The 25622-nt window shown below is 66.6% G+C and carries 24 protein-coding genes; 15 read left to right on the top strand and 9 right to left on the bottom strand.

All coding sequences use genetic code 11. The features are described 5' to 3' along the window. Positions 1–101 precede the first annotated feature (101 nt). From IPF36_RS26105 to thiL, 3 genes are all read right to left on the bottom strand, one after another. Positions 102–599 (bottom strand): CinA family protein, encoded by a 498-nt coding sequence (locus IPF36_RS26105; protein ID WP_133092320.1) that lies wholly within the window; start codon positions 597–599, stop codon positions 102–104. Between the two features lie 33 nt (positions 600–632). Then, entirely contained in the window at positions 633–1199 is a 567-nt protein-coding gene (locus tag IPF36_RS26110) for a phosphatidylglycerophosphatase A (RefSeq protein ID WP_133092319.1), read from the bottom strand. A gap of 146 nt (positions 1200–1345) precedes the next feature. Next, the gene (gene thiL / locus IPF36_RS26115) at positions 1346–2326 is read right to left on the bottom strand and encodes a thiamine-phosphate kinase (protein WP_133092318.1); all 981 of its coding nucleotides are present in this window, start codon (positions 2324–2326) and stop codon (positions 1346–1348) included. 369 nt (positions 2327–2695) lie between these two features. Between thiL and IPF36_RS26120 the strand changes: the two genes are divergently transcribed. The 3 genes from IPF36_RS26120 to IPF36_RS26130 all read left to right on the top strand — a co-directional run bounded on the left by IPF36_RS26120 (position 2696) and on the right by IPF36_RS26130 (position 6375). Beyond that, a complete protein-coding gene (locus IPF36_RS26120) occupies positions 2696–5020 on the top strand; it encodes an NADP-dependent malic enzyme (RefSeq protein ID WP_195431267.1) in 2325 nt (774 codons plus the stop codon). A 366-nt stretch (positions 5021–5386) separates the two neighbouring features. Beyond that, on the top strand, positions 5387–5758 hold the full coding sequence (locus IPF36_RS26125) for a ribonuclease domain-containing protein (RefSeq protein ID WP_133092385.1): 372 nt from the start codon (positions 5387–5389) through the stop codon (positions 5756–5758). Continuing rightward, complete coding sequence (locus tag IPF36_RS26130; RefSeq protein WP_029047850.1) at positions 5755–6375, top strand: barstar family protein; 621 nt, start codon at positions 5755–5757, stop codon at positions 6373–6375. Before IPF36_RS26125 ends, IPF36_RS26130 begins: the two co-directional genes overlap by 4 nt. Before the next feature lie 78 nt (positions 6376–6453). Here IPF36_RS26130 and IPF36_RS26135 read toward each other — a convergent pair whose 3' ends face one another. The 3 genes from IPF36_RS26135 to IPF36_RS26145 are packed head-to-tail and all read right to left on the bottom strand — an operon-like array spanning position 6454 to position 8288. Continuing rightward, the gene (locus IPF36_RS26135) at positions 6454–7056 is read right to left on the bottom strand and encodes a YidB family protein (protein WP_133092316.1); all 603 of its coding nucleotides are present in this window, start codon (positions 7054–7056) and stop codon (positions 6454–6456) included. 48 nt (positions 7057–7104) lie between these two features. Further along, positions 7105–7860 (bottom strand): 16S rRNA (uracil(1498)-N(3))-methyltransferase, encoded by a 756-nt coding sequence (locus tag IPF36_RS26140; protein ID WP_195431269.1) that lies wholly within the window; start codon positions 7858–7860, stop codon positions 7105–7107. Next, positions 7860–8288 carry a glyoxalase/bleomycin resistance/extradiol dioxygenase family protein gene (locus tag IPF36_RS26145; RefSeq protein ID WP_133092314.1) on the bottom strand — a complete coding sequence of 143 codons (429 nt, stop codon included), beginning with the start codon at positions 8286–8288 and terminating at the stop codon, positions 7860–7862. Before IPF36_RS26145 ends, IPF36_RS26140 begins: the two co-directional genes overlap by 1 nt. 275 nt (positions 8289–8563) lie before the next feature. Here IPF36_RS26145 and tkt point away from each other — a divergent pair, with 275 nt between their 5' ends. Continuing rightward, the gene (tkt, locus tag IPF36_RS26150) at positions 8564–10597 is read left to right on the top strand and encodes a transketolase (protein ID WP_195431272.1); all 2034 of its coding nucleotides are present in this window, start codon (positions 8564–8566) and stop codon (positions 10595–10597) included. A gap of 84 nt (positions 10598–10681) precedes the next feature. Continuing rightward, complete coding sequence (gene gap / locus IPF36_RS26155) at positions 10682–11680, top strand: type I glyceraldehyde-3-phosphate dehydrogenase (protein ID WP_011298986.1); 999 nt, start codon at positions 10682–10684, stop codon at positions 11678–11680. A gap of 68 nt (positions 11681–11748) precedes the next feature. Here the strand turns inward: gap and IPF36_RS26160 are convergent, their stop codons facing one another. After that, entirely contained in the window at positions 11749–12372 is a 624-nt protein-coding gene (locus IPF36_RS26160) for a flavin reductase family protein (RefSeq protein ID WP_195431274.1), read from the bottom strand. A gap of 300 nt (positions 12373–12672) precedes the next feature. Between IPF36_RS26160 and IPF36_RS26165 the strand changes: the two genes are divergently transcribed. Beyond that, positions 12673–13668 (top strand): LysR family transcriptional regulator, encoded by a 996-nt coding sequence (locus IPF36_RS26165; RefSeq protein ID WP_133092312.1) that lies wholly within the window; start codon positions 12673–12675, stop codon positions 13666–13668. Positions 13669–13749: 81 nt separating this feature from the next. Here IPF36_RS26165 and fur read toward each other — a convergent pair whose 3' ends face one another. Then, positions 13750–14181 (bottom strand): ferric iron uptake transcriptional regulator, encoded by a 432-nt coding sequence (fur, locus tag IPF36_RS26170; RefSeq protein ID WP_010813212.1) that lies wholly within the window; start codon positions 14179–14181, stop codon positions 13750–13752. A 243-nt stretch (positions 14182–14424) separates the two neighbouring features. Between fur and IPF36_RS26175 the strand changes: the two genes are divergently transcribed. The 9 genes from IPF36_RS26175 (at position 14425) to IPF36_RS26215 (ending at position 24325) form a co-directional block, all read left to right on the top strand. After that, positions 14425–15075: an outer membrane protein assembly factor BamE gene (locus IPF36_RS26175; RefSeq protein ID WP_195431276.1), complete on the top strand. Its 651-nt coding sequence runs from the start codon at positions 14425–14427 to the stop codon at positions 15073–15075. Positions 15076–15173: 98 nt separating this feature from the next. Beyond that, positions 15174–15971: a 4-hydroxy-tetrahydrodipicolinate reductase gene (gene dapB / locus IPF36_RS26180; protein ID WP_135705912.1), complete on the top strand. Its 798-nt coding sequence runs from the start codon at positions 15174–15176 to the stop codon at positions 15969–15971. Between the two features lie 180 nt (positions 15972–16151). Next, complete coding sequence (gene leuS / locus IPF36_RS26185; RefSeq protein WP_195431289.1) at positions 16152–18773, top strand: leucine--tRNA ligase; 2622 nt, start codon at positions 16152–16154, stop codon at positions 18771–18773. Positions 18774–18813: 40 nt separating this feature from the next. Beyond that, entirely contained in the window at positions 18814–19329 is a 516-nt protein-coding gene (lptE, locus tag IPF36_RS26190; RefSeq protein ID WP_116318117.1) for an LPS assembly lipoprotein LptE, read from the top strand. 18 nt (positions 19330–19347) lie between these two features. Continuing rightward, the gene (gene holA, locus IPF36_RS26195) at positions 19348–20406 is read left to right on the top strand and encodes a DNA polymerase III subunit delta (protein WP_133092308.1); all 1059 of its coding nucleotides are present in this window, start codon (positions 19348–19350) and stop codon (positions 20404–20406) included. Between the two features lie 183 nt (positions 20407–20589). Beyond that, positions 20590–21870: a glutamate-5-semialdehyde dehydrogenase gene (locus tag IPF36_RS26200; protein WP_135705909.1), complete on the top strand. Its 1281-nt coding sequence runs from the start codon at positions 20590–20592 to the stop codon at positions 21868–21870. Positions 21871–21944: 74 nt separating this feature from the next. Further along, the gene (locus IPF36_RS26205) at positions 21945–22367 is read left to right on the top strand and encodes a CopD family protein (protein WP_063241672.1); all 423 of its coding nucleotides are present in this window, start codon (positions 21945–21947) and stop codon (positions 22365–22367) included. Between the two features lie 34 nt (positions 22368–22401). Continuing rightward, complete coding sequence (locus IPF36_RS26210; protein WP_195431292.1) at positions 22402–23007, top strand: 2-hydroxychromene-2-carboxylate isomerase; 606 nt, start codon at positions 22402–22404, stop codon at positions 23005–23007. 64 nt (positions 23008–23071) lie between these two features. Next, entirely contained in the window at positions 23072–24325 is a 1254-nt protein-coding gene (locus tag IPF36_RS26215; protein WP_195431295.1) for a class I SAM-dependent RNA methyltransferase, read from the top strand. Between the two features lie 33 nt (positions 24326–24358). Here IPF36_RS26215 and IPF36_RS26220 read toward each other — a convergent pair whose 3' ends face one another. Further along, the gene (locus IPF36_RS26220) at positions 24359–25405 is read right to left on the bottom strand and encodes a response regulator (protein ID WP_135705906.1); all 1047 of its coding nucleotides are present in this window, start codon (positions 25403–25405) and stop codon (positions 24359–24361) included. Positions 25406–25622: the final 217 nt, after the last annotated feature.

Raw genomic sequence — 25622 nt, forward strand, 5'->3', positions numbered from 1 at the left:
TGCCGCATGCGGCAGGTTAAAAAAAACCGCGCCAGCTGGCGCGGTTTTTTGTTGGGCTGCAGTGTGGGCTGCGGTTGGGCACCCTGGGACGGCAGGAGCCCTCAGGCCTCATTGCGCAGCAACTCCAGCAACCCCCGCATCGCGTGCTCCGCCGCCTGGCGCCGGATCTGCGCCCGGTCGCCGGGAAAGCGCTGGGTTTCCACGATGGTGGTGATGCGGTTGCTCCAGCCAAAGCACACCATGCCCACCGGTTTTTCCGGCGTGCCGCCGTTGGGGCCGGCCACGCCGGTGATCGCCAGCGAGACCTGCGCGCGGCTGTTCAGCAGCGCCCCTTCCGCCATCGCGCGCGCGACCTCTTCGCTGACGGCACCGTGGTCGCGGATCAGCTTGGCCGGCACGCCCAGCATAGTGGACTTGGCTTCGTTGGAATAGGTGACGAAGCCGCGCTCGAACCAGCCTGAAGAGCCCGAGACATCGGTGATGGCGGCGGCGACCAGTCCGCCGGTACAGGACTCGGCGGTGGCCAGCATCAGGGATTTATCGGCAAGGGCGACGCCGGACTGGACGGCAAGCTGGTCGAGCAGGCGGCTGACTGACATGATGGATTTGGGGTTTGTTGGAAGGGGCGGGACTCAGAACGAGCGCCACAGCGCGAACACCAGCAGCGTGTAGAAGGCCGCGAAGATGTCGTCGAACATCACGCCGAAGCCGCCGCGCAGGCCGGGGCCCTTGAGCGTGCGGTCGTAGTAGCCAATCGGCGCGGGCTTGGCGATATCGAACAGCCGGAACCACAGGAAGGCGGCGAACTGCCCCCAGAATCCGGTCGGCGTGACAAAGGCCAGCACCAGCCAGAACGCGATGATCTCGTCCCACACCATGCTGCCATGGTCATGCACGCCCATGTCGCGCGCGGTTTTGGCGCAGGCCCAAAGGCCCAGCAGGAAGCCGCCGCCTACCACCCATAGCCAGGTGGTCGGCTCGATCCACAGCGACACCACCACGAACGACAGCCACGCGTAGAGCGTGCCGACCGTGCCGGGGCTGACCGGCGACAGGCCCGAGCCGAAGCCGAAGGCGATCAGGTGGGCCGGATGCGCCAGCATGAAGCGCGCCGTCGGGCGCGTGACCTTGACGGTCTGGCCGGCTTCCAGGGTCATGGCGGGATCGCGGGGTGCGGCCCCGGACGGGATGGTGGACATCAAGGTTGGCTCGTGTGATGCGGATGCTGCTTATGGTTATGGCCGGCTTGCTGCGGCAACTGCTGCTTTTAGTGCTGCAAAAGGCGGGACTCCGGTTCCCGCGCGGCGCGCCGATGCCGGCATCATGACACGCCTGTGCCCCGGTGTCAGGAGGAGGCGAAGTGGTCGAAGCTGGCGCCGGTGTAGCGCGTGGGGTTGCCGGCATGGTCGACCAGGCGCAGGCCCGGCTCCGATGTGATCGCCCCGACTCGCGTCAGCGGCAACGCCAGCCGTTCGCTGATTGCGGCGAGCGCATCGCGGTTGCCCGCCGGGGCGGTGAAGCACAGCTCGTAGTCGTCCCCGCCCGCCAAGACGCATTCACGCTGGATCGCCTCCGGCTGGCTGGCCAGCACCGCCGAGCGCGGCAGGGCGTCGACATCGACCAGTGCGCCCACCTGCGAGCGTGCCAGGATATGGCCAAGGTCGCCGATCAGGCCGTCGGAGATGTCGAGTGCTGCATGCGCTACGCCGCGCAGGGCCATGCCCAGTGCCACGCGCGGTGTCGGCGTGTCCATGCGCGGGCGTACCTGGGTGAAGTCGGGCTCGGGCAGCAGCCATTCTCCACGGCAGTCGCCCAGTGCGAGGCGCGCGTCGCCAAGCGTGCCGGAGATCCAGATATCGTCGCCCGGGCGTGCCGCGTCGCGGCGCAGCGCCGCGCGGTGCGGGACATCGCCGAACACGGTCAGCGACAGCGTCAGCGGACCGCGCGTGGTGTCGCCGCCGACCAGCTCGCAGCCGTGGGCGTCGGCCAGGGCCAGCATGCCGTCGGCCAGCTCGGCCAGCCATGCCGGGTCGGCCTCGGGCAGGGCTAGCGCCAGCGTGAAGGCGCGCGGCTCGGCCCCCATCGCGGCGAGGTCGGACAGGTTGACCGCCAGCGCCTTGTGGCCCAGCGCGCGTGGCGCCACGTCGGCAAAGAAATGGCGGCCGCTGACCAGCATGTCGGTGCTGATGGCGAGGTGATGGCCCGGGCGGCCTTCGATCAGTGCGCAGTCGTCGCCCACGCCGAGTGCGGCTTTGTGCACCGGACGCGTGAAATAGCGGCGAATCAGGTCGAACTCTGAAAGGGGAGCGGTCTGGGCGTCGGACATCGCGGCGAACTGGCAGTGGACAGGTGTTTGCCCGGCCGGCAGGCACCGGAGGGACGGAAGGACTCGGATGGGCGCATCAGGATGCGGCGCCGGCAGCGTTTCAGCAAGATACTGCCGCGCACGACAGCCATGACCGCAGCGAGTCACCAGCCATGCGCCGGGCGGCGCTACGCTTGCTGGTGTTGCCCCGCTGGATGGGGCATATTGTACCGAATAGCAAAGGTGCCCCAAGCAAAAGGCTTATTGTGAAATAGTATTTCACTATATAAAATGCTGGGTTCCAAAGGAAGAGAAGGGCGGACACGTGGAGCCGGTCCGCCGATCGTCCCCGCCAGTCAATGACGGCTCCACCGATTGGAAAATGCGCCGATGACCAGCCCTCAGCAGTCCCCGTCCCAAGACGATCTGAAACAGCAGCAGCGTGAGGCGCTGCGCAAAGCGGCGCTCGAGTACCACGAGTTTCCGACCCCCGGCAAGATTTCCGTCACCCCGACCAAGCCGCTGTCGAACCAGCGCGACCTGGCACTGGCCTACTCGCCGGGCGTGGCCGCGGCCTGTGAAGAGATCGTGGTCGACCAGGCCAATTCCTTCCGCTATACCGCGCGCGGCAACCTCGTCGCGGTGATCACCAACGGCACCGCCGTGCTCGGCCTGGGCGACATCGGCGCCGCGGCCTCCAAGCCCGTGATGGAAGGCAAGGGCGGCCTGTTCAAGAAGTTTGCCGGTATCGACGTGTTCGATATCGAAATCGACGAGAAGGACCCGGAAAAGCTGGTCCAGATCATCGCCGCGCTGGAGCCCACCTTCGGCGGCATCAACCTGGAAGACATCAAGGCACCGGAGTGCTTCTACGTCGAGCGCAAGCTGCGCGAGAAGATGAAGATTCCCGTCTTCCACGACGACCAGCACGGCACCGCAATCGTGGTGGCCGCGGCCGTGATCAACGGCCTGAAGGTGGTCGGCAAGGACATCAGCAAGGTCAAGCTGGTCGCCTCGGGCGCCGGCGCCGCCGCGCTGGCCTGCCTGGACCTGCTGGTCGACATCGGCCTGCCCATCGAGAACATCTGGGTGACCGACCTGGCCGGCGTGGTCTATGAAGGCCGTACCGAGCTGATGGATCCGGAAAAGGCCCGTTTCTCGCAGAAAACCGACAAGCGCAAGCTGGGTGAGGTCATCGACGGCGCCGACATCTTCCTGGGCCTGTCCGCCGCGGGCGTGCTCAAGCAGGACATGGTCCAGCGCATGGCCGACAAGCCGCTGGTGCTGGCGCTGGCCAACCCGAACCCGGAAATCGCGCCCGAGCTGGTCAAGGAAGTGCGCCCGGACGCCGTGATGGCCACCGGCCGCACCGACTACCCGAACCAGGTCAACAACGTCCTGTGCTTCCCGTTCATCTTCCGTGGCGCGCTGGACTGCGGCGCCACCACCATCACGCGCGAGATGGAGATCGCCGCGGCCAACGCGCTGGCCGAGCTGGCGCGCCAGGAGCAGAGCGACATCGTTGCCAGCGCCTATGGCATCCAGGACCTGTCGTTCGGCCCCGAGTACCTGATCCCGAAGCCGTTCGATCCGCGCCTGATCGTCAAGGTGGCGCCGGCCGTGGCCGAAGCCGCGATGAAGTCGGGCGTGGCCGCCCGTCCAATCGAGGACATGGACGCCTACCGCCTGCAACTGCAGCAGTTCGTGTACCACTCCGGCACGCTGATGAAGCCGATCTACGCCGCCGCGCGCAAGGTCGAGATGGAGAAGAAGCGCATCGTCTTTGCCGAGGGCGAAGAAGAGCGCGTGCTGCGCGCCGTGCAGGTGATCGTCGATGAAAAGCTGGCCAACCCGATCCTGATCGGCCGCCCGGCCGTGCTGCAGCACCGCATCGAGCGCTTCGGCCTGCGCCTGCGCGCCGGCGTCGACTTCACTGTGGTCAATCCCGAGCACGACGAGCGCTTCCGCGACTACTCCGACGCGTATTACCGCATGATGGCGCGCCAGGGCATCACGCCCCAGTACGCCAAGCTGGAACTGCGCCGCCGCACCACGCTGATCGGCGCCATGCTGGTCAAGCAGGGCGAGGCCGACGGCATGATCTGCGGTACCGTCAGCACCACCGCGGCGCACCTGCGCTACATCGACCAGGTGCTGGGCGGCACTGGCAAGGTCTACGCGGCCATGAACGGCCTGGTGCTGCCGGGCCGCCAGATCTTCCTGGTCGACACCCACGTCAACGTGGACCCGACCGCCGAGGAGCTGGCCGAGATCACGCTGATGGCTGCCGAAGAACTGAAGCGCTTCGGTATCGAGCCCAAGGTCGGCCTGCTGTCGCACTCGAACTTCGGCACGTCCGAGGCGCCTTCGGCCCGCAAGATGCGCGATACGCTCGCCATCCTGCGCGAGCGCGCGCCGGAACTCGAAGTCGACGGTGAAATGCACGGCGACAGCGCGCTCGACCAGAAGCTGCGCGACCGGCTGGTGCCGGACAGCACGCTGCAGGGCGAAGCCAACCTGCTGGTGTGCCCGAACATCGACGCAGCCAATATCTCGTACAACCTGCTCAAGGTTGCCGCGGGCAACAACGTGGCGATCGGCCCGATCCTGCTGGGCGTGAACGCGCCGGTGCATATCCTGACGCCGTCGGCGACGGTGCGCCGCATCGTCAACATGACCTCGCTGGTGGTGGTGGACGCTGCTGCCAAGCGTTAAGCCGGCTGCGTTGCAGCGGTTGCGGAAAAGCCGGGCGAACCCGGCTTTTTTGTCGCTTGGCGGTGACGGTTAGTATGCGCACACATACGCTTAACATATTGAAACAATTGAAGAAATCCCGCTGCGCCGGGGCCGGGATTGATTAATTGCGTGCATGCGCGTAACCTTACGCCTTTGATACAGGCGCTCGCCATGAGCGCCCCGGTGCGGTTGGCATCCGGCGCGTGAATTGAAAGGCGCGCAAGGTTTGCCGGCCAGGGTGGCCCGGACAGATCGTCTACCCAAACAGCGGCAGGCTCGATTTCCGGTTCAACCTAGACAAGCAACGTGGTTTCCCAAGTACCCTTGATGCAGCAGGCAGCGCGGATGCTGGCCCGGTCGATGACCGGCGCGGCGTTGGTGCTGGCCCTGGCGCAGCCCGCGCTGGCGCGCCAGGCGCAGACCGAAGGCATGGGAACCATTGCGGTGCAGCAGTTGCCCAACGAAGCACGGCAGACCCTGGAGCGCATCGAAGCCGGCGGCCCGTTTCCGTATGACAAGGACGGAACCAGGTTCGGCAACTACGAACGCCTGCTGCCGCAAAAAGAACGCGGCTACTACCGCGAGTACACGGTAAAGAGCGCCAGAAGCCGGAACCGGGGAGCCAGGCGGATCGTATGCGGCGGGGAACAGCGCGCTGCCAACGATTGTTACTACACGGAAGACCACTACAACAGCTTCAAACGGATACTCAAATGATGACTGACATTTTCGGATTGGGCGACGCCCTTGCCGCCCGCGAAGAGCGCGGCGCCGGAGATGGCTGGCAGCGGGCCCAGCAGCAGGCCCAGAACCTATACGACAACGTGCTGACGATGCCGCAGCGCCAAGAGCTCACGCACAAACTCCCGCCCGCGAACGCGCCCGTGGCCATGCCGGCCGGTGCAGGCTGGGCTGACGGCACCAGCGAGGGGGCCATGAACCTGTTCAAGACGGTGCGTCCGAACATCGTCCAGTCGATCCGCGCCTTCCGCGTGCCCGAGCTGGCCCAGGCGGCCGCCGATCTCGGCCAGCATTTCCTGTATGCTAACTGCGCGCATTGCGCCAGCAAGGCCGAGGTTCTGGAAACGATCGCAACGTCGTTTATCTTTCCCAAGCATTTCGGCAAGAACTTCGATGCGCTGGCGGACTGCCTGACCGACCTGATCTACAAGGCTGGCCCGCAGCCGGGCTTTGTCATCGTTCTGGAAGGCCTGCCGATTGCGCAGAAGTTCGACAAGGAAGGGCGCGAGGTGCTGCTCGACGTGTTTCGCGATGCCGCCGAGTTCTGGGGCGAGCGTAAGGTGCAGTTCCGGGTGTTCTACTCGTTCGCCTGAGCGCCGGTACCGTTCCATACAAGCAAAAAGCCCGCAATTGCGGGCTTTTTGCTTGTATGCGCGCGGCGCGTGCCGGCCTCACTCCTGCGCAGGGACATGCCCGTGCGGCGTCAGCCGGTCGATCAGCTCGGGCAGGCCCTCGCTCAGTTGCGCTGCCACGTCCTCCTGCGACATCCCGGTCGACTGTGCCAGCGAGTCCAGCGCCCCGGTCCCGCCCAGCGCGTCGCTCAGCGCCGAAGGCGTGACCGGCTGGTTGGCGCCGGTGCCGATCCACGAATCCACCTGCTCGCCCAGCCCCGCCTGCGCCAGGATCTGCTGCAGCGCGCCGATGCCGCCTGCGGCAGCGCCCAGCGCCTGGCTGTTGGCCGGGGCGCCACCCTGGCCGCCAAGCAGCCCGCCGAGCAGGGAGCCAAGGTCGAGCCCGCCGGTGGCGCCGGGCGCGCTGGCATTGCCGCCGATCATGCCGCCTAGCAGCCCGCCAAGGCTGCCCAGTCCACCGAGCCCATCGTCGACCGGCGCTGCGGAGCCGCTTTCCTGGCTGCGGTTGCGCATGGCCAGCATTGCCAGCAGGCCGAGCGCCATCATCAGCTTCGGATTGAGCCCGCCGGCGCTGCCTTCTTCGCCGCGGGCATTGCCCAGTTGTCCGAGCACGCCGCCCAGCACGCTATCGAGTAGTCCCATGGTCGACTCCTTCAGTCAAGGTTGGCGCTGGCCGGATGGCCGCCGCCGTCAGAATCCGCCAAGCAAGGCGTTGAGCGTGGAAAGGCAGGCCAGCCCGGCGGTCTCGGTGCGCAGGATGCGCGGGCCGAGCGACACGCCGGTGAAGCCGGCTTGCCGCGCCGCTTGTTCTTCATCGGGCGACAGCCCGCCTTCCGGTCCGATCAGCAGCGTGACGCCATCGGCGAGCAGGGCGTCGCGGTGCTCGGCAATATAGGCCGGCAGCGACTGCTCGGCCCGCGGCGATACCAGCAGCCGTGCACCGGCGCCGCTGCCTGACTGCGCCAGCCACGTCTCAAAGTTAGCGACCGGGGCCACTGCCGGCAAGCGATTGCGCCCGCATTGTTCGCAGGCGGCCTGCACCAGCGCCTGCCAGTGCGCCTGGCGCTTGTGCGCGCGGTCACCGGCGAGGCGCACCACCGAGCGGTTGGCCTGCAGGGGCTGGATCGCGGCGACACCGAGTTCTACCGCTTTCTCGATCAGCCAGTCCATCTTGTCGCCGCCGGCCAGCCCTTGCGCCAGCGTGACGTGGAAGGGCAGCTCGGCCTCGGCCGCGTCGTGCGCGCCGATGCGCGCCAGCGCATGGCGCTTGCCCAGTTCAAGCAGGGTGGCGGCGTGGCTGCCGCCGCGACCGTCGAACAGCGTGATGGCGTCACCGGGCGCCAGGCGCAGCACCTGGGCGTGGCGTACCACCGGCTCGGGCAGCGGAAATTCGGCTTCGGCGGCCAGGACCGTGTCCGTGCCGCCGACAAAGAAACGCGGAGCCATCAGCTTGCCTTGCCCCCGTTCGGATCGAGCGGCTTGCCGAAGCCCCAGCGGTACCCGTCCGGGTCCTCGACCATGCAGTAGCGGTCGCCCCAGAACTGGTCGGCGGGGGCCATCAGGCTGACGGCGCCGGCGTCGACCGCGCGCTGGTGCATCGCGTCGACATCGTCGCAGTAGACATAGAAGGTTTGCGGGCATTCCACGCCCAGCGAGCGGGGCGTGCGGGCGGTGCTGCCCCAGGCGCCTTCGGGTGCGAACATTACCACCAGGTCGCCCTGGTAGTGCATTTCGGCATGGGTCGGCACGCCGTTTTCATCGACCACGTTGCCGGCGGCAAAGCCGAAGGCGCGGCTGTAGAAGTCCAGTGCGGCGCGCCCGTTGGCGACGGTCAGGTAGGGGGTGAGCCAGGGGGTGTTGGCCGGTCTGCTCATGATCGTCTCCTGTCTGCGGGAAACCCGGCGCGGTCTGTCACTCGTCTATTGCCGAGCCGGCCCGCGCGGTGCGAGTGTGCATCTTACGCGCGTGGCGGTGCGCTGTCGAAGTGCGGCGCAGCGCTACGTGCACAGCCACCCGGGTGATCCCCGAGCCATGCCCGCTGCCGGTGTCCGGGAGTCCGGAAAACCCCTTAGCTTCTGTTAAAATTGCGGTTTTCCCGCCGACAGGCTCACGCCCGCCCGCGTCCAAGCTCACGTCCAAGACCGCACGAATGTCCGCCCTAGCCCATCCCGCCACGAGTCCCTTCGCTTCCCAGCCCGCCAAGCTGATGGCCGATGCCATCCGCGTGCTTGCCATGGACGCCGTCCAGCAGGCCAATTCCGGCCACCCCGGTGCGCCGATGGGCATGGCGGATATCGCCGTGGCGCTGTGGGGCCGGCACCTGAAGCACAACCCGGCCAACCCGCACTGGGCCGACCGCGACCGCTTCGTGCTGTCGAACGGCCACGGCTCGATGCTGATCTATTCGCTGCTGCACCTGAGCGGCTATGACCTGCCGGTCGAAGAGCTGAAGAACTTCCGCCAGCTGCACAGCAAGACCGCCGGCCACCCGGAATACGGCATCACCCCGGGCGTGGAGACCACCACCGGCCCGCTCGGCCAGGGCATCACCAACGCGGTCGGCATGGCGCTGGCCGAACGCCTGCTGGGCGAAGAATTCAACCGCCCCGGTTTCGATATCGTCAACCACCACACCTACGTCTTCCTGGGCGATGGCTGCCTGATGGAAGGCATCTCGCACGAGGCTTGTTCGCTGGCCGGCACGCTGAAGCTTAATAAGCTGATTGCGCTGTGGGACGACAACGGCATCTCGATCGACGGCGACGTCGTGCACTGGTTCAACGACGACACCCCGAAGCGCTTCGAAGCCTACGGCTGGAACGTGATCCGCGGCATCGACGGCCATGACGTTACCGCCGTCGACCTGGCGATCTCGCAGGCCAAGGCCAGCGACAAGCCGACCCTGATCTGCTGCCGCACCAAGATCGGCAAGGGCGCGCCCAACAAGGAAGGCGGCCACGACGTGCACGGCGCGCCGCTGGGCGGCGCCGAAGTGCTGGCCACGCGCGAGGCGCTGGGCTGGGCCCATGCCCCGTTCGAAGTGCCGGCCGACGTCTATGACGCCTGGGACGCCAAGGCCAACGGCCAGGCGCTGGAGCGTGCCTGGACCGCGCTGTTCGACGCGTACGCCGAGCGCCACCCGTATGAAGCCGGCGAATTCACCCGCCGCATGAAGGGCGAGCTGCCAGGTTCGTTCGACGCCGCCGTCGAGGCTTTCATCGCCAAGTGCGAGGAAAAGGCCGAGACCATCGCCACCCGCAAGGCCAGCCAGAACACCATCGAAGCCTTCGGCCCGGTGCTGCCCGAGTTCCTCGGCGGCTCGGCCGACCTGACCGGCTCGAACCTGACCAACTGGTCGGGCAGCAAGGCCGTGCGCGTGGACGCCTGGGGCAACCACATCAACTACGGCGTGCGCGAGTTCGGCATGAGCGCCATCATGAACGGCATCACGCTGCATGGCGGCTACATCCCCTACGGCGCGACCTTCCTGACCTTCTCGGACTACAGCCGCAATGCGCTGCGCATGGCGGCGCTGATGAAGATCCGCTCGCTGTTCGTGTTCACCCATGATTCGATCGGCCTGGGCGAAGACGGCCCGACGCACCAGTCGATCGAGCATGTCGCCAGCCTGCGCCTGATCCCCAACATGGACGTCTGGCGTACCGCCGACACCACCGAGACCGCGGTGGCCTGGGCCGAGGCGATCCGCCGCGAGAATGGCCCGAGCTGCCTGATCTTCAGCCGCCAGAACCTGCCGTTCCAGCAGCGCGACGACGCCACCCGCGCCAATATCGCGCGCGGCGGCTACGTGCTGCGCGACAGCGTCAACGCCAGCACCGGCCGTCCGGACGCCGTGATCATGGCGACCGGCTCGGAAGTGGGCCTGGCGGTTGGCGCGGCAGACGCGCTGGCAGCGGAAGGCGTGCATGTGCGCGTGGTCTCGATCCCGGCGACCACCGTGTTCGACAAGCAGGACACCGCCTACAAGGCCAGCGTGCTGCCGGCCGGCGTGCCGCGCGTGGCGGTCGAGGCGGGCGTGACGGACTTCTGGTGGAAGTACCAGGTCCAAGCGGTAGTGGGCATCGACACCTTCGGCGAATCGGCCCCGGCCGGCGTGCTGTTCAAGCACTTCGGCTTCACCGTCGACAACGTCGTGCGTACGGTGAAAGACACCCTTATCTAAGCATCCGGGCGCTGCAACCGCGCGGTGCGCCGCGCGGCAGCAGCGGCGCCCACCGGTTTTCATCGATCCTCAGGAGAGACAGTCATGACCATCAAGATCGGCATCAACGGCTTCGGCCGCATCGGGCGCATGGTGTTCCGCGCCGCCGCCGCCAACTTCAAGGACATCGAAGTCGTTGCCATCAACGACCTGCTCGAGCCCGACTACCTGGCCTACATGCTGAAGTACGACTCGGTGCACGGCCGCTTTGACGGCGAAGTGTCGGTCGACGGCAACACCCTGGTCGTCAACGGCAAGAAGATCCGCCTGACCGCGGTCAAGGATCCGGCCGAGCTGAAGTGGGGTGAAGTCGGCGCCGACGTGGTGATCGAGTCGACCGGCATCTTCCTGACCAAGGAAGGCGCGCAGAAGCACATCGATGCGGGCGCCAAGAAGGTGATCATGTCGGCCCCGTCGAAGGACGACACCCCGATGTTCGTGTACGGCGTGAACCACGAAACGTACAAGGGCGAAGCGATCATCTCCAACGCGAGCTGCACCACCAACTGCCTGGCACCGGTGGCCAAGGTGCTGAACGACAAGTGGGGCATCAAGCGCGGCCTGATGACCACCGTGCACGCTGCCACCGCCACCCAGAAGACCGTTGACGGCCCGTCCAACAAGGACTGGCGCGGCGGCCGCGGCATCCTGGAAAACATCATCCCGTCGTCGACCGGCGCCGCCAAGGCCGTGGGCGTGGTGATCCCGCAGCTAAACAAGAAGCTGACCGGCATGTCGTTCCGCGTGCCGACCTCCGACGTGTCGGTGGTCGACCTGACCGTCGAGCTGGAAAAGTCGGCTTCGTACGAGGAAATCTGCGCCGAGATGAAGGCCCAGAGCCAGGGCGCGCTCAAGGGCGTGCTGGGCTACACCGAAGACAAGGTTGTCGCCACCGACTTCCGCGGCGATGCCCGCACCTCGATCTTCGACGCCGAAGCCGGCATCGCGCTGGACGGCACCTTCATCAAGGTCGTGAGCTGGTATGATAACGAGTGGGGCTACTCGAACAAGTGCCTGGAAATGGCCCGCGTGGTGGCCAAGTAATCCGGCTGTCCTTGCAGCCAATAAAAACGCGCCTTCGGGCGCGTTTTTTTATTGGGCGCGATGGCCGTTCAGGCGCCCTCGCGCGGCGCCAGCGGGCGCGCGTCGACCGCCGCGCCGTCCACCAGGAAGTGGCCGCCGGCGACATGGTGGATCGTACGCAGCGCGTCGTGGCCCTCGAAATGCCAGCGCCCATTGCTGAACACGCGCGAATCCGCATGCGCGGCTACCACCTCACCGAGGAACAGGTCATAGGTCTGCTGCGTTGCCGGTTCCGGCAGCAGCCTGCATTCGAGCCAGGCCGCGCTGCCTTCCAGCAGCGGCGCGCCGACGACGGTGCCGGCAAAGGTGCCCAGCCCGTAGGCATCGAACTTGTCGATCCCTTCCTGCTCCAGCAGGGCCAGCCCGGAGCTGGAGCCAAGCGCTTCGGTCAGGTCGACCTGGCTGACGGTGGGCACCTGCAGCACGAATTCGCCGCTATCTTCCAGCAGGCGCCGGGTCCAGGTGCTCTTGTCCAGCACCACCGCAACCTTGGGCGGCGCGAAATCCAGCGGCATTGCCCACGCGGCGGCCATGATGTTGCGCTTGCCGCCCGCGGCCGCGCTGACCAGCACGGTCGGGCCATGGTTGAGCAGCCGGTAGGCCTTGGGCAGTTCGACAGGAAGGCGGTAATGGTCGGTGCGGGAGTCAGGCATGATGGCGGACGCGTTCGCGGCCTGGGAAAAGAATGACAAAAATGGGATGGTGACCCCCAATATACGCCGATGCCCAAGGCTCTGCTGCGGCACGGAAAGTATGCGTATATGAGACCAACTTCATAAAAATGACCTCATTTTTCAGAAATGTGACAAGGTTTGGCGCTCCGAAAATGCCGAATTTGCTTTCCGAGCTTGTTTTTTCCTCTTACACTATCAAGATGCCGTTGAACTCTGATGTGCAGCCAGTGCAAGTGGTGGGGCCATCTTTGCTAAGAAAAATCTGACCTGGGCCTGATCATGGTGAACGTAGACACAAAGCTTTTAGTGATCTTCACCGAGCTGCTGAGTAAGCGAAACGCCACCTACGTCGCGGAGAAGATGCACATGACCGCGCCGGCGGTATCGCATTCGCTGGGCCGGTTGCGCGAGATTTTTGATGATCCGCTCTTCATCCGCGTTCCCCACGGCCTGACGCCCACCCCCCGCGCGCTGGAGCTGGGCCCCAAGATCCGCGACATGCTGGACCTGTGGTCGTCGATCAACGAAGGCGACGCCGATAATTTCGATCCCGCGGTGGCCACCGGCACGCTGAGCATCGGCTTTGCCGCCGAGCTGGGCGACACGGTGTTCAACCGCTTCGTGCTGCGCATCAAGCAGCTGGCGCCGGACCTGCATATCAAGCTGGTCGAGTCCCATTCCTGGGAAGCCGACGTGGCCTCGATGCGCGCCAATGAGCTGGACCTGGCGTTTTCCCCGTTCCCGACCCGGCATCCGGAAATCGTCGAGGAAATGGTGACGTCGCTGAACCTGTGGGTGTGCGCGCGCAAGAACCACCCGGTGCTGAAGAACCACTGCACGCTCGAGCAATACCTGGACTGCGGCCATATCTTCATGGCGCATTCCGGCGGCGCGGGCCGCCCGGCGCCGTCGCTGATCCCGCTCGACTACGCGCTGCAGCAGCGCGGCCTCAAGCGCAATGCGACGCTGACGGTGCATTCGTGGCGGGCGCAGGCCGAGATGGCCGCGCAGACCGACATGATCTTCACTGTCAATGCGCTGACCAAGGACATGGCCTGCGAAACCTACGGCCTGAAGGCGTTCCCGCTGCCGGCTGAACTCAATACCACGGTCGGCCTGAACATGTTCTGGCACCGCAGCCGCAACACCCATCCGATGCTGGTATGGGCGCGCAACCTGTTCCGCCAGGTGGTGGCCGAGTTTGTCGGCCTGTCGGCGTCGCGCCCGTCGCGCGTGGTTGCTGCAGACGACCTGCAGGCGCTGCGCGAGCCCTGAACCAGGGCATTCCCATAAAAAAACCGGCGCCTGGCGCCGGTTTTTGTTTTGCCGGATGCGCTACGCGGTGCGTGCGCCGGCTTATCGTTTGGGTCTGTGGGGACAGTCGGTCTTCGTGCAGTTGCCGTACAGCGACAGTGCATGTTCCTGCAGGGTAAAGCCGCGCTCGCGCGCAATGCTTTGCTGGCGATGCTCGATCTCGGAGTCGAAGAACTCCTCGACGCGGCCGCAATCGAGGCAGACCAGGTGGTCGTGGTGCTTGCCTTCGTTGAGTTCGAAAATGGCCTTGCCGGATTCGAAGTTGTTGCGCGACAGCAGGCCTGCCTGTTCGAACTGGGTGAGCACGCGGTAGACGGTTGCGAGGCCGATATCCATATGCTCGTTCAGCAGGATACGGTAGACGTCTTCCGCGCTCAGGTGCCGCTGTTCGCTGGTCTGAAAAATTTCAAGAATCTTCAGCCTGGGCACGGTCGCCTTCAGGCCGATATTCTTGAGGTCCGCCGGACTCGGCATGGGCGTGACTCCCTAGAGTACAATGTCTGGATAGTTGAATCATAAGGGTTTTGACAGCAAAAGTCGCCCGCGGTGCCGCATGCCATGTGGGCAACGCGCCTCAGGCATTTGCCGTCGGTCCCATGTGGTTGCCGCGGCAGGCGCCCCGTGCGCATGTGGTGTAGCCGGCTCTTGCAGCGCTTGCTGCGCCGGTCTTCCGCGGTACTTTCCGTACTTTCCCTTTCCCTCCCGGAAGCGAGATACATGCGTTATATCCGTTCGTCCGCCATGCGCCCGACGCTGGTTGTCTCCCTGCTGGCCGCGGCTCTGCTGGCCGGCGCCTGCTCGGCCTACGATTCCACCTCGCGCAAGGTAGCCAACGCCATCACGCCGTACCGGATCAATATCGTGCAGGGCAACTTCGTGTCCCGCGAGGCCGCTTCGCAACTGCGCGAAGGCATGACGCGCGAGCAGGTCAAGTTCCTGCTCGGCACGCCGCTGCTGACCGATGTGTTCCACGCCAACCGCTGGGACTATGTGTTCTCGTTCCGCCGCGGCAATACCCCGGTGGTGCAGCAGCGCCGCTATACGGTCTTTTTCGATGGCGACCGCCTGGTCAAGTTTGGTGGCGACGAACTGCCGTCCGAATACGAGCTGATCGCCGAAATTGACGGCATGAAGAAGGCGCTGAAGGGCCAGACCCCGGGCAAGGTGTCCACCAGCAGCACGGCCGCTGCCCAGGCTGAGCCGCAGACCACCGTGGAAAACTTCGTGCCGCGGCAGGCGGCCGAGCCGGCCGCCGCGCCGGCACAGGCGCCCGCTGCATCTGCCGCCCCCGCGGCTGAAGCGCCGCCGGCTGCGGCCCCCGCCCCCGCCCAGGCCACCGCGCCCGCCGAAGCGTCCAAGGCCAACTGAGCCGCCATCCGCGGCTTGCCATCTGTTCCCGGGCCGGTCAGCCATGACCGGCCCATTCACTTTTCGCGTATTGCGCACATTCCGCTGAGCCAGACACCATGAACATCGCCATCGCAGGCGCATCCGGCCGCATGGGCCGCATGCTGATCGAACAAGTGCTGAACACCGAGGGCGTGAAGCTGTCGGGCGCGCTCGACCTGCCGGGCTCGCCGGCACTGGGCCAGGACGCGGGCCTGTTCCTGGGCCGCAACACCGGCGTGGCGATCACGGCGGACCTGGAAGCCGGCCTGGCCGCTGCGGATTGCCTGATCGACTTCACCCGTCCGGAAGGCACGCTGGCGCACCTGGCCGTGGCGAAGAAGCTGGGCGTCAAGATGGTGGTCGGCACTACCGGCTTCGACGACGCCGGCAAGGCCGCGCTGGCCGAAGCCGCCAAGTCCATCGGCATCGTCTTTGCCGCCAACTTCAGCGTCGGCGTGAATGCCACCTTCAAGCTGCTGGAAGTGGCGGCCAAGCTGCTGTCGACCGGCTACGACATCGAAGTGATCGAGGCCCACCACCGCTTCAAGGTCGACGCCCCGTCGGGCACCGCGCTGAAGATGGGTGAAGTGATCGCCGATGCGCTCGGACGCGACCTGAAGACCTGCGCCGTCTATGCCCGCGAGGGCCATACCGGCGAGCGAGATCCCAATTCGATCGGCTTTGCCACCATCCGCGGCGGCGACATCGTCGGCGACCACACCGTGATGTTTGCCGGCATCGGCGAGCGCATCGAGATCAGCCACAAGTCGTCCAGCCGCCAATCCTATGCCGACGGTGCCGTGCGTTCGGCCCGTTTCCTGGCCGACAAGCCCAACGGCCTGTTCGACATGCAGGACGTGCTGGGCCTGAAGTAAGGCGCCCCCGGCGCGGCCAGCGCCGGCGCCACGGTTATAATCGATTGCTTTAGCATTGCTCGCCGGACGGGCGCCCCAGACGGGCGCCCGCCGCCCACATTCCAACGCTTCCCCGGCTGCCGGCAGACCAGATGCCGCGCAGGCGCTGCTCTGATCGTTGCCCTGACTGCTGTCCCGACCATGCAAGACAAATACCTTCCTTCCGCCGTTGAACAAGCCGCCCAGCAGCACTGGCAAGCCATCGACGCCTACCGCGTGTCGGAGCATGCAGCGGGCCCCGACGGCAAGGAAAAGGCCAAGTTCTACGCCTGCTCGATGCTGCCATACCCGTCGGGCAAGCTGCACATGGGCCACGTGCGCAACTACACCATCAACGATGTGATGGCGCGCTACCTGCGCATGAACGGCAACAACGTGCTGATGCCGATGGGCTGGGACGCCTTCGGCATGCCGGCGGAAAACGCCGCGCTGAACAACGGCGTGGCGCCGGCCGCCTGGACCTACGACAACATCGCTTACATGAAGAAGCAGATGCAGTCGATGGGCCTGGCCATCGACTGGTCGCGCGAGGTCGCCACCTGCAGCCCGGACTACTACCGCTGGAATCAGTGGCTGTTCCTGAAGATGCTGGAAAAGGGCATCGCCTACCGCAAGACCGGAACCGTCAACTGGGACCCGGTCGACCAGACTGTGCTGGCCAACGAGCAGGTCATCGACGGCCGCGGCTGGCGCTCGGGCGCGGTGGTGGAAAAGCGCGAGATCCCGATGTACTACCTGCGCATCACCGAGTATGCGGAGGAGCTGCTGGGCGACCTCGACGGCCTGGGCTGGCCCGAGCGCGTCAAGGTAATGCAGCAGAACTGGATCGGCAAGAGCGTGGGCGTGCGCTTCGCCTTCACGCATGACATCCCGGGCGAGGACGGCAAGCCGATCAACGACGGCAAGCTCTACGTCTTCACCACGCGCGCCGACACCATCATGGGCGTGACCTTCTGCGCGGTCGCCGCCGAGCACCCGCTGGCCACGCACGCCGCGCTGAACAACCCCGAACTGGCTGCCTTCATCGACGAATGCAAGCACGGCTCGGTCATGGAAGCCGACATGGCGACCATGGAGAAGAAGGGCATGCCGACCGGGCTGCAGGTCACGCACCCGCTGACCGGCGACAAGGTCGATGTGTGGGTCGGCAACTACGTGCTGATGAGCTACGGCGACGGCGCCGTGATGGGCGTGCCCGCGCACGATGAGCGCGACTTCGCCTTCGCCAACAAGTACAGCCTGCCGATCAAGCAGGTGATCGACGTGAAGGGCCAGCCGTACTCGACCGAAGCCTGGCAGGAATGGTACGGCGACAAGGAAAACGGCACCTGCGTCCACAGCGGCAAGTATGACGGCCTCGGCTACCAGGCCGCGGTGGAAGCCATCGCCGCCGACCTGGGCGCGATGGGCCTTGGCGAGAAGAAGACCACCTGGCGCCTGCGCGACTGGGGCATCTCGCGCCAGCGCTACTGGGGCACGCCGATCCCGCTGATCCACTGCGACGGCTGCGGCGTGGTGCCGGTGCCCGAACAGGACCTGCCGGTGGTGCTGCCCGAAGACCTGGTGCCGGACGGCACCGGCAACCCGCTGGCCAAGGACCCGCGCTTCCTGCAGTGCACCTGCCCGTCGTGCGGCAAGCCCGCGCGCCGCGAGACCGACACGATGGATACCTTCATCGATTCGTGCTGGTACTACATACGCTATACCTGCCCGGACGCGGCCACTATGGTCGATGCCCGCAACGACTACTGGATGCCGATGGACCAGTACATCGGCGGCATCGAGCACGCGATCCTGCACCTGCTGTACGCGCGCTTCTGGACCAAGGTCATGCGCGACCTGGGCCTGGTCAAGTTCGACGAGCCGTTCACCAACCTGCTGACGCAGGGCATGGTGCTGAACGAGACCTTCTACCGCGAAGACGCCTCGGGCAAGAAGCACTGGTACAACCCGGCCGACGTCGACGTGCAGACCGACGAGCGCGGCCGCCCGGTTGGCGCCGCGCTGAAGGCCGACGGCCAGCCGGTGGTGATCGGCGGCATCGAGAAGATGTCGAAGTCCAAGAACAACGGCATCGACCCGCAGGCGCTGATCGACCAGTACGGCGCCGACACCGCGCGCCTGTTCGTGATGTTCGCCGCGCCGCCCGAGCAGCAGCTGGAGTGGAGCGGCTCGGGCGTGGAGGGCGCCTCGCGCTTCCTGCGCCGTGTGTGGAACTACGGCTACGCCAACGCCGCCGCGTTGCGCGATGGCGCCGGCAGTGCGATCACGGCCGATGACGCCGAGCTGCGCCGCGAGATCCACGGCGTGCTCAAGCAAGCCAACTACGACTACCAGCGCATCCAGTACAACACCGTGGTCTCGGCCACGATGAAGATGCTGAACGCGCTGGAAGACGCCAAGACCGCTTCGCCGGCCGCGCGCCGCGAGTGCTTCGGCATCCTGCTGCGCGTGCTGTACCCGGTGGTGCCGCACATCACCCACGGCCTCTGGGAACAGCTGGGCTTCGCCGCCGAAGCCGGCGACCTGCTCGACGCCCCGTGGCCGCAGGTCGACGAAGCCGCGCTGGTGCGCAGCGAGATCGAACTGGTGCTGCAGATCAACGGCAAGGTGCGCGGCAGCATTACCGTGCCGGCCAGCGCCGACCGCGCCGCGATCGAGGCGGCCGCCGCCGGCTGCGAGACCGTGGCCAAGTTTGCCGAAGGCAAGGCGCCGAAGAAGATCGTGGTGGTGCCGGGCCGGCTGGTGAACGTGGTGCTGTAACGGGTCAGCGGCCCGGAACCTGACTGAGGAATCGCCAAGAATGAAGCGACTGAACATGGGCCGCCGCAAGGCGCTCGCGGCGATGCTGGCGGTGCCGGCAACGGGCCTGCTGGCCGGCTGCGGCTTCCACATGCGCGGCAATTCGGACTTCGCGTTCAAGCGGCTCTATATCGGGATCCCGCCCAACTCGCTGATGGGCGCGGACCTGCGCCGCGCCATCCGCGGCGGCTCCGACACCCAGGTGGTGGCCGACCAGAAAGAGGCCGACGCGCTGCTGGACGTGCTACAGGACACCCGCACCAAGTCCATCCTGTCGATCACGACCGAGGGCGTGGTGCGCGAATACCGCCTGACGCAGCGCTTCACCTTCCGCCTGCGCGATGCCGCCGGCAAGGAACTGATCGCGCCGTCGCAGCTGGTGCTGACGCGCGACCTGACCTACAACGAAGCCAACACGCTGGCCAAGGACTACGAAGAGCAGCAGCTGTACCGCGACATGCAGCGCGACATCGTGCAGCAGCTGATGCGCCGGCTGGCCGCGGTCAAGGCCATCTGAGCAAGGCAGAGTGACGGCATGCAACTCAAGCTCGACGGGCTCGACGCGCACCTGAAGCAGGCCAGGGCCCGCGGCCTGGCGCCGCTGTATGTGGTGCACGGTGACGAGCACCTGCTGGTGCTGGAGGCCGTGGATCGCCTGCGCGCCACGGCGCGCGAAGCGGGGTTTTCCGAGCGCGAGGTGCTGGTGGCCGAGCGCGGCTTCCACTGGGGCCAGCTGGTCGAGGCGCAGCAGTCGATGTCGCTGTTCGGCGACCGCAAGATCGTCGAGCTGCGCATCCCTTCGGGCAAGCCCGGCAAGGACGGCGGCGAGGCGCTGCGCGCGGTGGCGGCGCAGCCGTCGCCGGACGTGGTGATGCTGGTGACGCTGCCGCGGCTGGATTTCGCCACTTCCAAGTCGGCGTGGTTCCAGGCGCTGGAAGGCGCCGGCGTGTCGATCAAGGTCGACACGGTGGACCGCACCCGGCTGCCGGCCTGGGTCGGCGAACGGCTGGCACTGCAGCAGCAGCGCGTCGAGGGCGGCGAGCCTGGGCGGCGCGCGCTGCAGTTTGTCGCCGACAAGGTCGAGGGCAACCTGCTGGCGGCGCACCAGGAAATCCAGAAGCTGGGCCTGCTGTACCCGCCGGGGGAACTGAGCTTCGACCAGGTCCACGACGCGGTGCTGAACGTGGCCCGCTACGACGTTTTCAAGCTGTCCGAGGCGATGCTGTCGGGCGACGTGCCGCGCCTGGTGCGCATGCTCGAAGGGCTGCGCGGCGAGGGCGAGGCGACGGTGCTGGTGCTGTGGGCGCTGACTGAGGAAATTCGCGTATTATCCAAGGTCCGGCAAGGCCTTGCGGCCGGCAAGCCGGCGGGCGTGCTGATGCGCGAACTGCGCGTCTGGGGACCGCGCGAGCGGCTGGTGCCACAGGCCGCGCAGCGGCTCCAGCTGCCCCGGCTGGAAGCGGCGCTGGCACTGGCGGCGCGGCTGGACCGGCAGGTCAAGGGCCTGTACGACCTGCCGCCACCGGGCGGCGCGCCGCTGCCGGCCGAGCCATGGGACGGTTTGCAGCAGCTGGCGCTGATGATTGCGCGCTAGGGTTTGCTTCCCTGAGGGTTTGCTCCCCTCTCCCGCTTGCGGGAGAGGGGCCGGGGGAGAGGGCAGGCAGGCGGGAAATCTTGCGATATAGCCCGTTGATGCACCGGCCCGCTCCCCCAACCCCTCTCCCGCGCGCGGGAGAGGGGAGGAACACACACTGACGGCCTTCCCCCGGCCACTGACATGAACGAGCTCGACCTCAACCAATACATGGACCGCGTCGGCCGCCAGGCCCGCGCGGCGTCGCGCGCGATGGCGCGTGCCTCCACGGCGGACAAGAACCAGGCGCTGCTGACCATTGCCGCCGCCATCCGCCGCGATGCCGACAAGCTCAAGGCCGTCAATGCGCGCGATGTGGAACGTGCCCGCGCCAACGGCCAGGATGCCGCCTTCGTCGACCGCCTGACGCTGTCGGACAAGGCCATTGCCACCATGGCCGCCGGCCTGGAGCAGATCGCCGCGCTGGCCGACCCGATCGGCGAGATCTCAAACATGAAGTTCCGCCCGACCGGCATCCAGGTCGGCCAGATGCGCGTGCCGCTGGGCGTGATCGGCATCATCTACGAGTCGCGCCCCAACGTGACCATCGATGCCGCGGCGCTGTGCCTGAAGTCGGGCAACGCCACCATCCTGCGAGGCGGATCCGAAGCGATTGAATCCAACACCGCGCTGGCCGCGCTGGTGGCAGAGGGCCTGGCCGCCGCCGGCCTGCCGCCGGAAGCCGTGCAGGTGATCGAGACCACCGACCGCGCCGCGGTCGGCCGCCTGATCACCATGACCGAATTCGTCGACGTGATCGTGCCGCGCGGCGGCAAGAGCCTGATCGCGCGCCTGATGGAAGAAGCGCGCGTGCCGATGATCAAGCACCTGGACGGTATCTGCCACGTCTACATCGACGCCGCCGCCGACCTGGACAAGGCCGTGCGCGTCTGCGACAACGCCAAGACCCAGCGCTACGCGCCATGCAACACCATGGAAACGCTGCTGGTGTCGCGGGACATTGCCGCCACCGCGTTGCCGCCGCTGTGCCGCATCTACCAGGAGAAGGGCGTCGAACTGCGCGTCTGCCCGGCCACCCGCGCCACGCTGGAAGCCGCCGGCTTCAGCGGCCTGGTCGATGCCGCCGAGGAAGACTGGCGCCTGGAATACCTGGCCCCGATCCTCGCCATCAAGACCGTCGCCGGCCTGGATGACGCCGTCGCGCATATCAACGAATACGGATCGCACCACACCGATTCGATCATCACCGAGGACTACTCGGCGGGCATGCGTTTTATCCGCGAGGTCGATTCGGCCAGCGTCATGATCAACGCCTCGACCCGCTTCGCCGACGGTTTCGAATACGGCCTGGGCGCGGAGATCGGCATCTCCAACGACAAGCTGCACGCACGCGGCCCGGTCGGGCTGGAAGGGCTGACCTCGCTCAAGTACGTGGTCTTCGGGCACGGCGAGATCCGGACCTGAAGCTGGACCTGAGGCCGGACCTCAAGCCGGCCCGCCAACAACAATAACAACCGCAAGCCAACGTCTGTCCGCCGATGCTCTGGGTCAAAGCGCTGCATATCGTCTTCGTCGTTTCGTGGTTCGCCGGCCTGTTCTACCTGCCGCGCATCTTCGTCAACCTGGCGATGGAGACCGACGCCGCCAGCACCCAGCGCCTGCTGCTGATGGCGCGCAAGCTGTTCCGCTTCATGACCATGCTGGCGGTGCCGGCGGTGGTGTTCGGGCTGTGGCTGTACCTGGGCTACGGCATCGGCCGCGGCACCGGGCAGGGCTGGATGCATGCCAAGCTGGCGCTGGTGCTGGTGCTGATCGGCTACCACCACGGCTGCGGCGTACTGCTGCGCAAGTTCGAAGGCGGGCGCAATACGCGCTCGCACAAGTTTTATCGCTGGTTCAACGAGCTGCCGGTGCTGGTGCTGCTGGCTGTGGTGATCCTGGTGGTCGTCAAGCCGTTCTGAGCAGGGCGACCGCTCCACAAATTGCGAGATCGAGATGAGCAAGCTGGTTGACTACTACCTGACGCCGCAATCGCCGTTCGTCTACATGGGCCATGCGCGCTTTGCTGCCATGGCCGAACGCCACGGCGTGCAGGTGAACCTGAAGCCCTGCGACATGGGCAAGGTATTCTCCGTCTCCGGCGGACTGCCGCTGGCGCAGCGCCCGCCGCAGCGCCAGGCTTACCGGCTGGTCGAGCTCAAGCGCTGGAGCGCATTCCTGGACCTGCCGCTGAACCTGGAGCCAACCTTCTTCCCGGTCTCCGGCGACGCGGCCAGCAAGCTGATCATCGCGGCGCAACTGGCGCACGGCACCGCGCGCGCGATGCAGCTGACCGGCGCGATCGGCGCAGCGGTGTGGGCGCAGCAGCGCAATATCGCCGATGCCGCCACGCTGGCGCAGATCGCCGGCGAGGCCGGCCTGGATGGCGCTGGCCTGCTCAAGGCCAGCGAGGCCCAGTCGGTCCAGGCGGCCTACGCGCAGAACACGCAGGATGCGATCTCGGCCGGCGTGTTCGGTGCGCCGTGGTATGTGTTCGACGGCCAGCCGTTCTGGGGCCAGGACCGGCTCGACTTCCTCGAGCGCGCGCTCGCCGCCGCTTGAACTAAGCTATCGGATATCTCCCGTCCGCTACGGCGGACGTTTTTGTTTGCAGGAAACCTGACCCATGACCCAAGCCTTTTTTGCCCCTTGCCCGCGCGGCCTGGAGGGCGCCCTCGCCGAAGAACTGCGCGAGATCGCCGCCCGGCCGGGCATGGCCGCGCTGGCGCCGTTCACGGTGCACCAGGAGGTGCCGGGCGGGGTCAATTTCTCCGGCGAGATGGCCGCAGCCTATGCGGTCAACCTGCATTCGCGCATTGCCAGCCGCGTGCTGCTGCGCGTGGCCGCGCGCGGCTACCGGCACGAGGACGACATCTACAACCTGGCGCGCGGCGTGCGCTGGGAGCAGTGGTTCTCGCCGGACGAATCGCTGCGCGTCGATATCACCGCGCACAAGTCGCCGCTGCGCAGCCTGAATTTCATCGCGCTGCGGGTCAAGGACGGCGTCTGCGACGCCATGCGCGAACGCCTCGGCGCGCGCCCGAGTGTCGATACCGTCAGCCCGGATGTGCGCGTCTATGCCCACCTGACCGAGCGCGACTGCACGCTGTACCTGGACACCACCGGCGAGCCCCTGTTCAAGCGCGGCTGGCGCACCGAGAAGGGCGAGGCGCCGCTGAAGGAAAACCTGGCCGCCGGCATCCTGCGCCTGGCGGGCTGGGTCCCTGGGCAGACCTTCCGGCCGTTCTACGACCCGATGTGCGGCAGCGGCACGTTCCTGATCGAAGCCGCCCAGGTGGCGCTGGGCATTGCCCCGGGCGGCAGCCGCAGCTTTGCCTTCGAATGGCTCAAGGGCGTCGACCGCAAGGCGTGGCAGAAGCTCAAGGACGACGCCCAGCGCGCGCGCATGCTGGCCTCGGCGGATGAGCTGCAGGTGGTGGGATCGGACATCTCAACCGACATGCTGGCCATCACGCAGGCCAACTGGCAGCGCGCCGGCCTGCCGGGCGAGGCGCGCACCAAGCAGGTCGATGCGCGCTTCGTGCAGCCGCCCTACGACGAGCCGGGCCTGCTGCTGATGAACCCGCCATACGGCGAGCGCATCGCGGTCCGCGGGCAGCGCCGCATGGCGGGGGAGGAGATGCCGCGCGACGAGGTGGAGGAGGCGGCCGCCAACCAGTTCGCCAACGCCTTTGCCACGACGCTCAAGCAGAACTTCGCGGGCTGGCAGGCGTGGGTCTTTACCGGCGACCTGGGCTTTCCGCGCCGGCTGCGGCTTAAAGAATCGCGCCGCACGCCGCTCTACAACGGCAATATCGAATGCCGGCTGTTCCGCTTTGACATGGTGCGCGGCACCAACCGGGTGCCGCAGGCGGACTGAGCGCCTCTCTGTCCTGGCAGTGCCCGGCCGGTGTCAGAGGCGCTTGCGCCCCGTCAAGGCCTCGGAATGGCGCGAAAAATCGGCCAGGAAGCCCTGCAGGCTGACCACCGGCTCCTGCAGCAGGTGGCGCGGCAGGTCGAACAGGGCGTAGAAGAACTCTTCGTTGCCCTCGCAGCGCTCGGCCGGCAGGCAGTATTGCTCCCAGTCGATGCAGGCGGGCGTGTACATGCCGTTGCCCGGCCAGAAAAACGGTATCAGGCGGCCCTCGCGCAGGCCTTCGATCAGCGCGGCGGGCGCATCGTAGGCTTCGGCCGATTCCACCTGGCTCATCAGGCCGGCGCGGGTCTCGATCACCATCAGCGTGGCGTGGCCTTGCGCAGTCAACAGCAGGATGCCGGCCGGGTTGGGGTACAGGTAGTACTCGACAAAGCCGTAGCGCGCCGTGAGCTGGCGCACCCGCTCGGTCATGGCCGGGTCGGACAGGAACGAGAACGAATGCCGCGTCAGCAGCTCGCGCAGCGTGCGCGACAGCGTGGCGAAGTATGCCTGCTGCATGGCCTCGATTTCCTGGTCCAGCCGCTCCACCATATTGCTGTCGTGCTTCTTGACGTAGCGGTCGATCAGCCCGTGGTTGAAGCCCTGCACGGCGATGCTTTCGTCAGCCGTGCCGGTCAGCAGGATGGTCTTGCACGGCAGGTCCTGCAGCGCCTGGCAGAACTCCAGTCCGTCCATTTGCGGCATCGAGTAGTCCACCACGATCACGCCCGGCTGCAGGAAGCGGTTGACATCGTGGATTTGGCGGTAAATCCGGTCGATGTCGAGCTGGACGGTGCGGCGCTCGGTCAGGAAGGTCAGGTCGTCATGCGTGACCCGCACCGGCAGGAAGCCGGGGAAGCGGGTGGCATAGGCCTCGCGGATCCATTGCAGTGCTTCACGCGGATCGGTAAAGGTGATGACCGCGCGCGAGGCATCCATCTGGAAGGCCAGGCTGTCGATGAACGATTTGCTGTCGTCGACCAGGACGGTCAGGACCGGGTGATGGAAGACCGACAGGTTCCGGTCATGCGGGTTGAAGGTCATGATGCGTTGGCGTCGGGGCCGGCGGGCAGGGGTTCGGCGCATTCGGCAAGCCGGCGTGCGCATTCGCAGGCCAGTATAGCGCGCCGTGGCTGCCTTGCAAGGCACGGCGCCGCAGGCGGCCGGGACGGCCCGGCCGCCTGCGGGCACGGCGGTCTTAGTCGACCGCCTTGAACATGTCCTCGACCACCTTCTTGGCGTCGCCGAACACCATCATGGT

It is taken from the genome of Cupriavidus sp. IK-TO18 (assembly GCF_015549295.1).
GTDB lineage: Bacteria > Pseudomonadota > Gammaproteobacteria > Burkholderiales > Burkholderiaceae > Cupriavidus > Cupriavidus oxalaticus_A.